Genomic DNA, 15,141 nt, shown 5'->3' on the forward strand with positions numbered 1-15,141 from the left:
GTAATCTGCGTTAATTTAGCATTAACGTCTAATTTTACTAACTTGATGCCCTTCACTTATCTGGCTATTTTATTTAATTAGCCAATTCTGTCATATATTACTACTTACCAGCCGCCTTATCTTATGTTAAAATTGACTCATATCAATAATTTTAACTTGATTGAGCATTTAATATGATCCCAGAAAAAAGAGTTGTTCGTCGCATCCAGTCTGGTGGTTGTGCAATTCATTGTCAGGACTGCAGTATTAGTCAACTTTGCATTCCTTTCACACTGAATGAACATGAACTGGATCAACTTGATAATATCATTGAGCGTAAAAAACCTATTCAAAAAGGCCAAGCGTTATTTAAGGCTGGGGATGAGTTACGTTCTTTATATGCCATCCGCTCAGGCACAATAAAAAGCTACACCATAACTGAAGAAGGTGATGAGCAAATCACAGGTTTCCATTTAGCGGGCGATCTCGTTGGTTTTGATGCCATTATTCATACACAGCACCCAAGTTTTGCACAAGCGCTTGAAACATCAATGGTTTGTGAAATTCCATTTGAAACGTTAGATGATTTATCTGGTAAAATGCCAAATCTACGTCAACAAATCATGCGTTTAATGAGTGGTGAGATTAAAGGCGATCAAGAAATGATCCTTTTATTATCCAAGAAAAATGCGGAAGAGCGTTTAGCTGCATTTATTCTTAACCTCTCCCATCGTTTCGCTGAACGTGGTTTTTCACCAAGAGAATTCAGATTAACCATGACCCGTGGCGACATCGGTAATTACCTCGGTTTAACCGTTGAAACAATTAGCCGTCTATTAGGTCGCTTCCAAAAAAGTGGCATGCTTAGCGTAAAAGGCAAGTATATCACTATCGAAGATATGACTAAATTGACTGATATTGCAGGTAAAGTTTCAGCAATTACTAGCTAACTTCCACAAACGGATCACATTAATGGTGGTCCGTTTTCGTTTTTTTTTCCAGATTTCTTGCCTATTTAACGCCAATAACTTAGTTTATCTATGTGGAAATATCCGTGTATCGAGAGGACTCCAATATGGCAAACTATAAAAACCTGCTAGTTGCAATTGACCCAAATCAGGATGATCAACCTGCATTAAGACGTGCTGTCTACATCGTGCAGCGTAATGGTGGACGGATAAAAGCGTTTTTACCTATCTATGATTTATCTTATGACATGACGACATTACTTTCTCCTGAAGAGCGTAATGCTATGCGTAAAGGTGTCATTAGCCAAAAAGCGGCGTGGATTAAACAGCAAGCTCACTTCTACCTCGAAGCGGGTATTGATATCGAAATTAAAGTGATCTGGCATAACAAGCCTTATGAAGCCATTATTCAAGAAGTCATCAGTGGCGAACATGACTTGTTATTGAAAATGGCTCACCAGACCGATAATTTTGAATCCATTATCTTCACACCTTTAGATTGGCACTTACTCAGAAAATGTCCATCTCCAGTATGGATGGTAAAAGATAAGGTCTGGCCTGATCACGGCTCAGTAGTGGTTGCGGTTAATTTATCCAATGAAGAATCCTACCACGATGACTTAAATATTAAGTTGGTCGAAAAAACGCGTGATTTAGCGACGCGAATCATTAAGGAACAAGAAATTCATCTTGTCAGCGCCTACCCTGTCGCGCCGATGAATATTGCAATTGAGCTGCCTGATTTTGACCCAAGCCTTTATAACAATGCGCTACGTGGCCAGCACCTAATCGCCATGAAGGAATTAAGGCAGAAATTCAGTATCGATGAGAAATACACTCATGTTCGCGAAGGGTTACCAGAAAAAATTATTCCAGAAATGTGTGAGGAATTGCAAGCTGGCGTTGTTGTGCTCGGTATTTTAGGTCGTACAGGCCTATCTGCTGCGTTCTTAGGAAATACTGCTGAACACGTTATCGATAAACTGAAATGTGACTTATTGGCAATAAAACCAGATGGTTTTGTGTGCCCGATTAATGCCACTGATAATGACGATTAAGCTATCCCCTAAAATTTAACCCCCATTCATTTGGGGGTTTTCTATTCAAAGGTCATGTTTGTGACTGTAAGTTTGTATTGAAGATAGGCCACGCCTGCATCGCATTAAAAATAACTTGGTTCAACCTTTCTAACTCAATACCATCACAAGCTTGAATGGTAAAACCATCAATCACCGTAATATAAAAATCCACAATGGCATGAATGGGAGCATCAGGCGCGACATCACCATCTTCAATCCCTTTTTGCATGCGCTGCAACAAAATTTCTTGGTAACTTTTGCGTTTTTCTTGCACATTCAATTGCACGTCTTCAATTTGCTTAGAGCCGTTCATGGTGGCAGTAATTAACATGCAACCTGCGGGTTTACCGGGTTGAATAAGTTTTTTTGCACTTTCATACATCAACAACTCAATCGCCACTTTCGCCGTTTTCGCTTGCTTAACGATAGATAAAATCGGGCAGGCTTCATTGGCTAAATAATACTCAATACATTGATTAAACAGTGATGCTTTATCACCAAAAGCGCAGTAAAGACTGGGCGCAGTAATACCTAGTGCTTGCGTTAAATCACTAATCGATGTTGCCACATAACCATTTTGCCAAAATAATAACATGGCCTTTTCTAATGCGTCTTGTTGGTCAAACCCTTTGGGCCGCCCACGTTTTATCGGTTTCATATTCTCACTTCACCCGTCATCGATACAGTGTAGCACAAACATTTTATAACGATCACTATAATAATAATTGACAGCGTTTAAATAAGTATAAAGAATAGCGTAATAATTCTATAGCGGTCACTATAAAATTATATCTTTACACTTTATTCAATTTTCCATGGAAAGCACATGACAACAATTAATCTTTCTTCGCACAATGGTAACTGGCTTTCACTATTATCTGCAACGTTTGCCTGCTTCATTATTGTTACAGGCGAATTTTTAGCCATAAGCGTGCTAAATGATATCGCTCGTGATTTTCAAATATCAACAGGGACTGCCGGCTTAACGGTAACAGTAACCTCAATCGCTGGGATGGTCTCTTCGCTGTTCGTCCCAATATATGCAAAAAATATCGATAGACGCCAAGTATTACTCTTTTTAGTTGCACTGATGATATTTGCCAATGCCATTACCGCATTCGCATCCAACTTTAGTTTGGTTCTATTAGGCCGTTTTGCTCTCGGCATCGCATTAGGCGGTTTCTGGGGTGTTGCAGCTGGCCTTGTGATCCGTTTAGCACCTAAAAATATGGCAATTACAACATCGGTAACCATTTTCTTTTCTGCGGTAACATTGGTGACCGTCATTGGGGTTCCTTTAGGTGCATTGTTATCTGACAACTATGGTTGGAGAATGCCCTACATCGCATTAGTTGTTGCGGGAATTGCAGCGCTATTAATGCAATATTTTTCGTTACCTTCGTTGAAACCGTCATCATCAATGCAGTGGAAGGAATTATTGCTCATGCCTTCACACCCAATTGCACGTAAGGGCTTGATTATATTTACCCTAATTTTTCTAGCACATTTTTCGGCTTATAACTATTTTACCGTGTTTTTCAAACAAACCGCAGGGTTTGTTGAAGGGCAAATTTCTGCATTATTACTATTTTTTGGCCTCGCCAGTGTCGTAGGCAATATTTTAGCGGGTTACGTGGGGAAATTTAACGTTCGCTATAATTTTGCCATCAGCGCATTATTGTTAGCCTTAGCATTTTTGGCGTTATCTACCTTAGATTTTAATTGGGCAACTAGCGTAATATTCGTTTTCTCATGGGGTGTGGCGGCGGGTATGGTTCCTGCCACAATCAATATGTGGATGCATGTCCATGTTCCTGAGCTAACAGAGAAAGGTTCCGCTTTAATTACCTTTATGTTTTTGATTTTAATTACTATCGGTAGCTTAGTGGGTGGGTATGTGATGGATCATTTTGATGGCGGTGTCTTAATGGCTAGCATGTTAATGATTGCGTCACTCGCATTCTTACTGGTCTTTACTTTTGCACGCGGTTTAACCAATTGCGCTCGATTTTGTACCAATAAATAATTAAAAAATGGGGTTACTGGCATCAGCCAATAACCCCATAATACCTACCTAATTATTCAGTGATTACAATGCACGTAAGATAGCGTCAACACTGTCTTTCGCATCACCAAACAACATTTGTGTATTTTCTTTAAAGAACAATGGGTTTTGCACACCGGCATAGCCAGTATTCATTGAGCGTTTAAATACAATCACATTATTCGCTTTCCAAACTTCCAGAACAGGCATACCCGCAATTGGGCTATTTGGATCTTCTTGCGCCGCTGGGTTAACGGTATCATTCGCCCCAATGACTAATACTGTATCAGTGTTAGAGAAATCATCATTAATTTCATCCATTTCCAATACGATATCATAAGGGACTTTGGCTTCAGCCAATAACACGTTCATGTGACCTGGCAAACGCCCCGCAACTGGGTGAATACCAAAACGGACGTTAATACCGCGCTCGCGCAGTTTAGTTGTAATATCCGCAACTGGGTACTGTGCTTGAGCAACTGCCATGCCGTAGCCTGGGGTGATGATCACTGATGTTGAGTTTTTCAACATTTCAGCGACTTCTTCAGCAGTGCTTTCACGGTACTCACCCATTTCTTCTTCCGCGCCTGTTGAAGAGCCGTCTGTACCAAAGCCCCCCGCTATCACACTGAAAAATGAACGATTCATTGCCTTACACATAATGTAAGACAGGATAGCACCAGATGAACCAACTAATGCCCCTGTAACAATCAGCAAGTCATTGCTTAGCATGAAACCTGCCGCCGCCGCTGCCCAACCTGAATATGAATTCAGCATCGAAACAACCACTGGCATATCTGCACCGCCAATAGAAGCCACTAAGTGCCAGCCAAAGGCTAATGCAATCACTGTCATGATTAACATTAAGAATACTTGCAAACCAACGCTTTGTGTCTTAACGAAAATCACGAGTAAGATAAATGAAACGACCAGTGCTGCTAAGTTAAGTTTATGGCGATTTGGCAGCATCATCGGTTTGGATGACATTTTGCCTGACAACTTGCCGTAAGCCACAACCGAACCCGTAAAGGTTACTGCACCGATGAAGATACCTAAGAAAACTTCGGTTAAATGAATGTTTTCCATCACAACATCAGCATGGCCTTCACTTGCGATAAAGCTGTTAAAACCGACTAGCACTGCCGCTAAACCGACGAAGCTATGCAAAATAGCAACCAATTCAGGCATTTCAGTCATTTCAACTTTTTTCGCTAAACGAATACCAATCACGGCACCAATAACCATCGCAACGATCATCCAGCCTACATTGGCACTGTGAGGTCCCAAAATGGTGGCGATAAGCGCAATAGCCATACCTACTACACCATATGTGTTCCCACGTTGAGAACTTTCATGGCGTGATAGCCCTGCAAGACTGAAAATAAATAGGATAGCAGCAACAATGTACGCCGCTGTCACAATTCCACTCGACAACATAAGTTACCCCTTACCCTTTACGAAACATTTTTAACATGCGTTGAGTTACTGTGAACCCACCGAAAATATTGATACTTGCGATCAATATGGCAATAAAGGATAAGAAGCTTACCCAGCCGCCACTGCCAATTTGCAGTAACGCACCAACAACAATGATCCCTGAAATCGCATTGGTGACTGACATCAATGGCGTGTGCAATGCGTGTGTCACATTCCAAACCACGTAATAACCGACAACACACGCAAGCGCGAACACGGTAAAGTGTGATAAAAACTCTTTTGGCGCAGAATTTGCGAACCAGCCGAAAAGGATAATAGCTAATGCCATCAAACCATATTTCAGCGTTGGCGACATTTTCTTCTCAGGCGCTTTAACTTTCTCCACCGCTTTCGGTTTCGCCTGCGGCTGTACAGATACCTGAATTGGTGGCGCGGGCCAAGTGATTTCACCTTGTTTGATGACAGTTACACCGCGAATAACCAGATCGTCAAAATCAATATTAATTTCGCCATCTTTTTCTTTGCACAGGAGTTTCATCAAGTTAACAAGGTTGGTACCGTATAACTGTGATGATTGTGTCGGCAGGCGACTTGGTAAATCGGTATAACCGATGATTTTGACGCCATTGTCAGTAACAACTAATTTATCTGCTTGTGTTAATTCGCAGTTACCGCCCGTTTGTGCAGCTAGATCCACGATAACACTGCCCGGCTTCATGGACTCGACCATCTCTTTAGTGATCAATTTTGGTGCTGGTTTACCCGGAATCAACGCAGTAGTTACAATGATATCAACATCTTTTGCTTGAGCCGCAAACAGTTCCATCTCCGCCTTAATAAAGGCTTCAGACATCACTTTTGCATAACCATCACCGCTACCAGCTTCCTCTTTGAAATCGAGTTCAAGGAACTCAGCACCCATACTTTGAACTTGCTCTTTCACCTCTGGGCGAGTGTCGAATGCACGTACAATCGCACCAAGGCTACCTGCGGCGCCAATGGCAGCAAGCCCTGCAACTCCAGCACCGATGATCATCACCTTCGCTGGTGGAACTTTACCTGCAGCTGTAATTTGCCCAGTGAAGAAGCGACCAAATTCATGAGCGGCTTCTACGATGGCACGATACCCTGCAATATTTGCCATCGAGCTTAGCGCATCTAGTGATTGAGCACGTGAAATACGAGGTACAGCATCCATTGCCATCACGTTGATATTACGTGCTTTTAAAGCATCCATCAGTTCAGCATTCTGTGCTGGCCAGATGAAACTCACCAGTGTAGCCCCTTCTTTTAATAACGGGATTTCATCTTCAAATGGTGCGTTGACTTTAAAAACAATATCCGCGGCAAAGGCTGTGTCACGATCGACAATCTCAGCCCCAGCTTGCTCGTAGGCGATATCATCAAAACTTGCTAAATGGCCAGCGTTGTGTTCTACACAAACAGAAAAACCCAACTTAAGTAGTTGGGTGACTGTTGACGGTGTAGCAGCAACACGCGCTTCATTGGCAAGTCGTTCTCTTGGTATACCAATACGCATAATGTTCCCTTTTTAAAGCCTAATGTAATGTTGTTTATAGGGTGTTTGCTAAAATAATGACCATCATCACAGAGAAAAGTCTTATTTTGTGCATAAACAGATTTTAAATGTCCTAATAACCTACTGAAAATATGCTTCTTGATCCATAATTGATCGCGATTCTTAAACAGTAAATGGAATTCACAATGAAAATCTTAGTTTTAGGTCAATAAAATACTGGATACTTTAAAAATTCTGGTAAATTTGACTAGTCAATAATTATTTATTTCTTATAAAAAGAAAATCATGAGACAACAGGTTCAGTTACGTGTAATAATCACGTACATGTGATACAACAAAGATTCAGCACGTTTATTATAATAAATTGCGCAAGGCGGAAGGATTTTGTATGAAGCTGAAAACTACGGTCATCGCAGCCGCGGTGTTATCATTAACGAGTATAACTGCTACTCAGGCGGCTGTTGAGTTGACGCCAAAACAGGCTACTGAATTAAAACCTTATGAGCGTATAACAGTCACAGGGCGCTTTAATGCTATCTATGAAGCATCCGATGCCGTCTCCCGTAGGGCTGATAAAATGGGGGCATATGCCTTTTACATTCAAAGCCTTGATGATATAGGTGATAGTGGCAACATGCGTGTTGTGGCTGATGTCTATGCCAAAGATGCATCAAGTGTCGATGAACCAAAACGCCGTGTATTCGGTGGTGTTGAAGAAATGTCTAAAACCGATGCAGTTCAGTACGAACCATTCGATACTGTGACTGTAAGTGGTTTTTACCCTTCCCAGCCAGACTTATACGAAGCCATAGCGAAAAAAGCACTCGAAAAGAATGCTGCTTCATTTTATGTCGTTCGCAATATCGCAATGAATGATGGTGGGAATACATTAGCAACCGCTTATATCTATAAGAAAGATGCGCCAAAACGCCAAGTTCTTAATGAAGAAGCTGTTGTGCCAGCCGATTCAGATGCAGGACGTGCTCTGTTAGCTGAAGGTGGCGAAGCTGCTAAAAAAGTCCGTATCCCTGGTGTTGCTTCCTCAGAAGAACCAACAACAGCTGTTGGTCGTTTCTTTGAAACGTCAAGTAGCCAACCGGGTCGTACTAGTGTTACTTTACCAAGTGGCTATGTAATTGAAGAAGTTAATAAAACTGCTGCTGCGCAGATGGTTCCTTTTGACTCAATTACATTCTCTGGTTACTACACCAATACACCTGAAGTACGTTATCAAATTGCGAAACGTGCAGAAGCTAAAGGTGCAAAATATTTCCATATTACAAGAGAATGGCAGTCTAATGGCGGAAGCGTCACAATTAGCGCCGACCTATTTAAATAATAAATAGCACACTCTTCTAAAAAACAGCCTAAATCACTAGGCTGTTTTTTTTGCCTCTGATTACAGCGCCACGCCTCTATACCTCATTTCTTACAGTCCTTTTTTAAGATTAGCGCAAAAGTGAATAAATCACCTGATAAAATGCATATTTTTCCATTGCATATCTGTCGTTTCATTCGTAGAATCCACCACTCAAATTATGGCAGTCAAAGTCACTAGATTATTTAAACCTGCCAGTTAAACTCATCGCTACTGTGGCGTTTTAACGTCATTTTAACTTTTGATTGCTAAACATTCAGGATTTACTTTGAAAAATACGTTAAGCCTTACTGCATTAACCGCCCTTGTTCTTAGCTCAATGGTAGGTGCAGGTGTATTTAGTCTTCCTCAGAATATGGCTGAAGTGGCAAGCCCACTCGCATTAATCATTGGTTGGTCTATTACAGGCGTTGGTATCCTATTTCTTGCTTTTGCGCTTTTACTGCTATCGCGTATACGTCCTGACTTGGATGGCGGAATTTTTACCTATGCAAAAGTTGGCTTCGGTGAGCTTGTTGGTTTTTGTTCTGCGTGGGGGTACTGGCTCTGCGCTGTTGTGGCAAACGTCTCCTACTTAGTTATTGTTTTTGCGGCGATCAGCTTTTTCACTGATACCCCTGATAACATCATTTTTGGTGATGGGAATACATGGCAAGCATTGATTGGTGAATCTATCCTGTTATGGTTTGTTCATTATTTGGTTCTACGGGGTGTACAAACTGCCGCAGGTATTAATAAATTAGCGACCATGGCAAAATTAGTCCCTCTTGGATTATTTATCGTCTTGGCTTTTTTTGCATTTAAAATAGATGTTTTTAATGCTGATTTTAGCGGTATTGAGCTAAAAATGCCGGTTTGGGAACAAGTTAAAGACACCATGTTAATCACCCTTTGGGTATTTATTGGTATTGAAGGTGCAGTTGTCGTTTCTGCTCGCGCCAGAAACCGTCGAGATGTGGGATTAGCAACCATATTTGCGGTTAGCTCCGCCCTCATTATTTATATACTTGTCACGTTATTATCACTAGGTATTATGCCTCGTGCCGAATTGGCTGAAATCAAAAACCCATCAATGGCCACTTTGATGGTTAATTTGATAGGGTCTAGCGGTGACATCATCATCGCCGCAGGGTTAATTATCTCGGTTTGTGGTGCCTACCTGAGTTGGACTATTATGGCCGCTGAAGTGCCTTATATCGCAGCGCAATATCAATCCTTCCCGAAAATCTTCAATAAGCTAAATAAAAATGATGCCCCTTCTTCATCTTTATGGTTAACAAACGGTGCTGTACAACTGTCACTGGTGTTAATTTGGCTCAGCGGAAGCAATTACAATACATTGTTAACAATTGCCTCCGAGATGATTTTAGTTCCATATTTCCTGGTCGGTGCATTCTTAATGAAAGTTGCGTTTGAAAGACACAGCAAAGCCTTATTAATGGTTGGATTCATTGCAAGTGGTTATGGCCTATGGTTGTTATATGCCTCTGGGCTAATCAATCTCATGTTGTCTGTTGTACTATATGCGCCGGGGATATTGGTCTTTTTCTATGCACGCCAGCAGCAGTCTAACAAAGCCCCATTAAAAGTTATCGAGACTACCATGGCATTCGCTATTATGATCACAGCACTACCTGCTCTTTATTATTTAGTTGCTTGATAGGTAAAAGGAGGGTTTCAGCCCTCCTTACTCACCACCTTTCAATACAAACCTCTCGTATACCATCCTAATCTTCTATTCCTTCAAATCTCCCACCCATTCCCCCTCGCTATTTTCCATTTGCACTTAGTGACCTATAACTGTTGTATTGACTCATATGCGTATAATTTCTACCAAACCATAGTATGTTGTAACTAAATTGGCGATTTAATGCCATTAACTATAATAAAACCGCTTCAAGCTATTAAGCCCAAAGCGGTTTTATTTATCTAACTTCAAAAAATACTAGAGTTTTTGCGACAAACTTTCCATCGTTTGAATGATACGTTTGTCTGAAATTGGGTATGGCGTCCCTAATTGTTGAGCAAATAAGCTTATGCGTAACTCTTCAATCATCCAGCGAACTTCCTGTACTTCCGGCATATTTTTTTGAATGGGTGAAAGTTTGGCTAACCATTGTTGCCACATGTTTTGTACATGCTCAACTTTACTCATTTGTGCGCGATCACGGTTTGGATCGATAGCCAATTTTTCAAGGCGGCGTTCGATACCATTTAAATAACGCAGCACATCAGGTAAGCGCTTCCAGCCATGCGCAGTAACAAAGCCTTTAAAAACTAAGTTCCCCATTTGCGCTTTTAAATCAGAAAGTGCTAACGCCATGGAAAAATCAACTCGCCCTTTTAAACGCTTATTAATGGCAAATACGGCACTGAGGATTTGCTCAACTTGCTTCGCAATACTAACGACAACATCATTTAACTCAGCACGGGCAAACTCTTTAAGTTTCTCGAATTGTACTTCATCCCATACAGCACCACCAAAGTTGGCAATCAGTTGATCGACACCGCAAGCGATACAATCATCAATGAGGTCTAATACTTTTCCATATGGATTAAAGTACAAACCTAATTTAGATTTGTTTGGTAGTTTTTCGTGTAAATATTTAATTGGTGAAGGAATATTAAGCAATAATAACCGACGAACACCACTCCACATGGCCTGTTGCTGCTCAAATTCTGTTTCAAATACCCGAATACCCACACTGTTTTTTTCATCAACCAACGCTGGATAGGCTTTCACTGAATAACCACCCCGCTTTTGCTCATAGCGCTGTGGCAGCTCACCAAAACTCCAGATGTGTAAGCCTGATTGCTCAATACCATCGTCAACAACTTCAGAAAGCGTTTCTTGTACTTTTTCCTTTAAGTTATTTTTCAAAACATCAAGGTCCTGCCCTTCCGCGATGGTTTTATTTTTTTCTCCAATCACGCGATAAGTCATTTTTAAATGCACAGGAAGTTGGTTAAGTTGCCACGCATCACGCTCAACCGTAACCCCCGTCATCCGCCGCAGCTCTTTTTCCAGTTTATCTAATACATTTCCTTCAGGCTCAGATACACGCTCAAGAAAGGCTGATGCATAATTAGGCGCAGGGACAAAGTTCCTTCTGATAGGCTTAGGCAATGATTTTATTAGCGCGACAATCAGCTCATGCCGTAAACCTGGTACCTGCCAATCAAACCCAATATTTTGCACCTGATTTAAAATTGCTAATGGAATATGTACCGTCACCCCATCGGCATCAGTTCCTGGTTCAAATTGGTAACTTAAGCGGAATTTCAGTTCCCCTTGATACCAATAATTCGGATAATCAAGCGCAGAAACATTGCCTGCATCCTCCTTGATTAACATACTCTTTTCAAAATTCAGCAAATCAGCTTGCTGTTTTGACGCTGTTTTCCACCAGTTATCAAAGTGACGGGATGAAATCACATCGTTTGGAATCCGTTGGTCATAAAAGGCAAACAGGGTTTCATCATCAACAAGGATGTCGCGGCGACGAGATTTATGCTCTAAATCTTCAACTTCTGATAGTAACTTCAGGTTTTCTTTAAAGAATGCATGACGTGTTGACCAATCTCCTTCAACTAAGGCATGGCGAATAAATAATTCACGACACAGCAGTGGGTCAATATTGCCATAATTCACTTGGCGTGATGCGACTATTGGCAAGCCATATAACGTCACTTTTTCAGATGCCATCACGGCGCCTTCCGATTTTGACCAATGTGGCTCACTGTAGTTATGTTTTGTTAGATGACCCGCGAGTGGTTCAATCCACTCAACATCAATAGAAGCCGCTATGCGCCCCCATAATTTTGATGTTTCAACCAGTTCAGCAACCATAGTCCATTTAGGGGGCTTTTTAAACAAACCTGAGCCCGGGAAGATAGTAAAACGCGCATTCCTTACCCCTGTAAACTCATGTTTATCTGCATCTTTTTGCCCAATGTGCGAGAGCAAGCCTGACAATAACGAAACGTGAATACTACGAAAATCAGCTTCAGCGCTATTAATTGCAAAACCTTGCTCTTTCACCACTTGGCGAAGCTGAGTATAAAGATCTTGCCACTCACGGATGCGTAAGTAATTTAGAAAATCTTGACGGCACATTTTGCGAAATTGCGCATTCGAAAGCTGTGTTTGTTGCTCTTTGAGATAATCCCAAAGGTTCAAAAACGCCATAAAATCCGATTGCTTATCATGAAAGCGCCGGTGTTTCTCATCAGAAGCCTGCTGCTTATCTAATGGCCGTTCTCTTGGGTCTTGAATCGATAGCGCCGATACAATAACCATCGTTTCGCGCACTGCACCGTATTTTCTTGCCTCAATCACCATACGCGCCAAGCGGGGGTCGACAGGTAACTGTGCTAATTGTCGACCTGTATCTGTGAGTTGATAACCTTTATCTACTTGTTTATGTGGTTTAATGCCACCAAGTTCTTCGAGCAACTTCACCCCATCTTGAATATTGCGCTTATCTGGCGCTTCAACAAATGGAAATGCGGCAATATCCCCCAATCCTATCGAGGTCATTTGCAAAATAACAGAAGCTAAATTGGTTCTTAGAATTTCAGGATCGGTAAATTCAGAGCGTGAAAGGAAGTCTTCCTCTGAATATAACCGGATACAAATACCGTCCGAGACACGTCCACAACGCCCTTTTCGCTGATTTGCTGAAGCCTGTGAAATGGCTTCAACCGGTAAACGTTGAACTTTGGTTCGATAGCTATAACGACTAATTCGCGCATAGCCAGTATCAATAACATATTTGATACCCGGAACAGTGAGTGATGTTTCTGCAACGTTAGTCGATAAAATAATACGGCGCCCACCATGAGGGTGGAAAATTCGGTTCTGCTCGCTATTGGATAGTCTGGCAAATAAAGGCAGTATTTCAGTATGGCGTAATGACAATTTGGAGAGTGCATCTGCAGTGTCACGAATTTCCCGTTCACCGCTCATAAAAATCAAAATATCGCCATTACCTTCAATAGATAGCTCATTAACTGCATCAATGATCCCATCAATTTGGTCACGTTCACTATCGTTATCATCACCCATGATTGGTCGATAACGTACTTCAACTGGGTAAGTACGCCCAGAAACCTCAACAATAGGCGCATGGTTAAAGTGTTTAGAAAAACGTTCAGGATCAATGGTTGCAGAAGTAATGATAACTTTTAAATCAGGCCGTCTTGGCAATAACTGGCGAAGGTAACCTAGGATGAAATCAATATTTAAACTTCTTTCATGAGCCTCATCGATAATAATGGTGTCATATTGCAGGAGCAATTTGTCATTTTGCAATTCCGCCAGCAAAATCCCGTCGGTCATGAGTTTGACTTGAGTTGTTTCGCTAACTTGATCGCTAAAACGCACCTTATAACCCACATTTGTACCAAGTTCGCACTCTAACTCGTGTGCAAGACGCGTCGCAACTGAGCGCGCAGCCAATCGTCTCGGCTGTGTATGACCAATAAAACCTTGGATACCACGGCCAAGTTCGAGGCAAATTTTCGGGATTTGAGTTGTTTTCCCTGACCCTGTTTCACCCGCAATAATTACCACTTGATGCTTTTTAATTGCTTCTAATATGGCATCTTTCTTTTGGCTAACAGGGAGATTATCTGGATAAACGATTTTAGGTGGGTTCAGTTTTTTAACCGCAACTTTTTGTTTTGCCGATTCGATATCTACTTTAATAACATCCAGTACAGCGCTACGCGATTTTTCATCACGAATTTTTGCAATACCATGAATTCTTTTTCTCAATAACCACTGATCACGCAGTGAAGTTTGTCCTATTTCAGCATCTAATGCCGTCAGTATGGATTTCACGCTTTAAACCCTTATTTTTAATCAATTATAATACACGACGGCCTTTTACTTCGTCGTTTAGCAACAATATTTCGTTTTAGTTTTTAGTTGTTGTTATTACATAAATAATACCATCAGTTTTTTTGAAGAAGGCAGTCTAATTTTCTTTCTATCAATCAGTTATGTATCACGTATGATTATACGTAAAGCAATATCAATAAATTTAAGGACCATAATGAGTAACGTATTACTATTGAAATCAAGTATTCTGGCAGACTACTCTCAAAGCAATAAAATGGCCGATTACTTTATTCAACAATGGCAAGAAAAGAACCCTGAGGACACAGTGACTGTTCGAGATCTCGTCAATGAGCCAATCCCAGCCATTGATGGTGAAATTTTAGCAGCTTTTGGCCCTAGTGACACGAAAACTGAGCAACAACAAGCACATTTGGACCTGTCTAATACATTAATTGATGAAATAAAAGCACACGATGTCATTGTCATTGCTGCGCCAATGTACAACTTTACGATTCCATCACACTTAAAACATTACTTTGATTTTATTGCAAGATCTGGCCATACATTTAAATATACCGAACAAGGTTCTGTTGGTTTACTGGAAAATAAACGTGCATTTGTCTTAACCAGCCGTGGTGGGATCTATAAAGATACCCCAGCAGATACCATGGTGCCTTACATGACTTTATTTTTAAATTTTCTGGGCATTAAAGATGTTGAGTTTATTTTTGCTGAAGGTACAGCTTTAGGCACTGATTCAGTCGAAAAAGCCCATCAGCACGCTCAACAACACATTAATGACCTTGTTATCTAAATCAATCATCAAAACAACCTAAACTACCTTTGTTATACTTTGCGCACTTTCTTAGTG

The 15,141-nt window shown here is 41.0% G+C and carries 10 protein-coding genes; 6 read left to right on the forward strand and 4 right to left on the reverse strand.

All coding sequences use genetic code 11. The features are described 5' to 3' along the window. The first annotated feature begins 173 nt into the window (after positions 1–173). Both J6836_RS07900 and uspE read left to right on the forward strand, forming a co-directional pair. Positions 174–929, forward strand: coding sequence for an FNR family transcription factor (locus tag J6836_RS07900; RefSeq protein ID WP_219248275.1), 756 nt, complete (start codon positions 174–176; stop codon positions 927–929). A 125-nt stretch (positions 930–1,054) separates the two neighbouring features. After that, entirely contained in the window at positions 1,055–2,005 is a 951-nt protein-coding gene (gene uspE, locus J6836_RS07905) for a universal stress protein UspE (protein WP_219248277.1), read from the forward strand. A 52-nt stretch (positions 2,006–2,057) separates the two neighbouring features. Here the strand turns inward: uspE and J6836_RS07910 are convergent, their stop codons facing one another. Then, positions 2,058–2,684, reverse strand: a complete 627-nt coding sequence (locus tag J6836_RS07910; protein WP_219248279.1) for a TetR/AcrR family transcriptional regulator — start codon at positions 2,682–2,684, stop codon at positions 2,058–2,060. 168 nt (positions 2,685–2,852) lie between these two features. Here J6836_RS07910 and J6836_RS07915 point away from each other — a divergent pair, with 168 nt between their 5' ends. Further along, positions 2,853–4,052 (forward strand): MFS transporter, encoded by a 1,200-nt coding sequence (locus J6836_RS07915; RefSeq protein WP_219248281.1) that lies wholly within the window; start codon positions 2,853–2,855, stop codon positions 4,050–4,052. Between the two features lie 63 nt (positions 4,053–4,115). Here the strand turns inward: J6836_RS07915 and pntB are convergent, their stop codons facing one another. Then, positions 4,116–5,504 (reverse strand): Re/Si-specific NAD(P)(+) transhydrogenase subunit beta, encoded by a 1,389-nt coding sequence (gene pntB / locus J6836_RS07920; RefSeq protein WP_219249440.1) that lies wholly within the window; start codon positions 5,502–5,504, stop codon positions 4,116–4,118. A 13-nt stretch (positions 5,505–5,517) separates the two neighbouring features. Next, the gene (gene pntA, locus J6836_RS07925; protein ID WP_219248284.1) at positions 5,518–7,047 is read right to left on the reverse strand and encodes a Re/Si-specific NAD(P)(+) transhydrogenase subunit alpha; all 1,530 of its coding nucleotides are present in this window, start codon (positions 7,045–7,047) and stop codon (positions 5,518–5,520) included. A gap of 388 nt (positions 7,048–7,435) precedes the next feature. Between pntA and ydgH the strand changes: the two genes are divergently transcribed. Further along, complete coding sequence (gene ydgH / locus J6836_RS07930) at positions 7,436–8,386, forward strand: DUF1471 family protein YdgH (protein ID WP_219248286.1); 951 nt, start codon at positions 7,436–7,438, stop codon at positions 8,384–8,386. Positions 8,387–8,744: 358 nt separating this feature from the next. Continuing rightward, on the forward strand, positions 8,745–10,085 hold the full coding sequence (locus J6836_RS07935) for a basic amino acid/polyamine antiporter (RefSeq protein ID WP_428846743.1): 1,341 nt from the start codon (positions 8,745–8,747) through the stop codon (positions 10,083–10,085). Between the two features lie 285 nt (positions 10,086–10,370). Here the strand turns inward: J6836_RS07935 and hrpA are convergent, their stop codons facing one another. Beyond that, a complete protein-coding gene (gene hrpA, locus J6836_RS07940) occupies positions 10,371–14,270 on the reverse strand; it encodes an ATP-dependent RNA helicase HrpA (RefSeq protein WP_219248290.1) in 3,900 nt (1,299 codons plus the stop codon). Positions 14,271–14,484: 214 nt separating this feature from the next. On the opposite strand from hrpA, the gene J6836_RS07945 reads away from it, so the two are divergent. Further along, positions 14,485–15,084 (forward strand): FMN-dependent NADH-azoreductase, encoded by a 600-nt coding sequence (locus J6836_RS07945; protein ID WP_219248292.1) that lies wholly within the window; start codon positions 14,485–14,487, stop codon positions 15,082–15,084. The last annotated feature ends 57 nt before the right edge of the window (positions 15,085–15,141 follow it).

The sequence above is a fragment of the Providencia sp. R33 genome (genome assembly GCF_019343475.1).
In the GTDB taxonomy this organism is placed as follows: Bacteria; Pseudomonadota; Gammaproteobacteria; order Enterobacterales; family Enterobacteriaceae; genus Providencia.

Excerpts from the sequence above, each read along its gene's own strand:
- J6836_RS07900 (WP_219248275.1), top strand. The coding sequence starts at position 174 with ATGATCCCAGAAAAAAGAGTTGTTCGTCGCATCCAGTCTGGTGGTTGT.
- uspE (WP_219248277.1), top strand. The coding sequence starts at position 1,055 with ATGGCAAACTATAAAAACCTGCTAGTTGCAATTGACCCAAATCAGGAT.
- J6836_RS07910 (WP_219248279.1), bottom strand. The coding sequence starts at position 2,684 with ATGAAACCGATAAAACGTGGGCGGCCCAAAGGGTTTGACCAACAAGAC.
- J6836_RS07915 (WP_219248281.1), top strand. The coding sequence starts at position 2,853 with ATGACAACAATTAATCTTTCTTCGCACAATGGTAACTGGCTTTCACTA.
- pntA (WP_219248284.1), bottom strand. The coding sequence starts at position 7,047 with ATGCGTATTGGTATACCAAGAGAACGACTTGCCAATGAAGCGCGTGTT.
- ydgH (WP_219248286.1), top strand. The coding sequence starts at position 7,436 with ATGAAGCTGAAAACTACGGTCATCGCAGCCGCGGTGTTATCATTAACG.
- J6836_RS07935 (WP_428846743.1), top strand. The coding sequence starts at position 8,745 with ATGGTAGGTGCAGGTGTATTTAGTCTTCCTCAGAATATGGCTGAAGTG.
- J6836_RS07945 (WP_219248292.1), top strand. The coding sequence starts at position 14,485 with ATGAGTAACGTATTACTATTGAAATCAAGTATTCTGGCAGACTACTCT.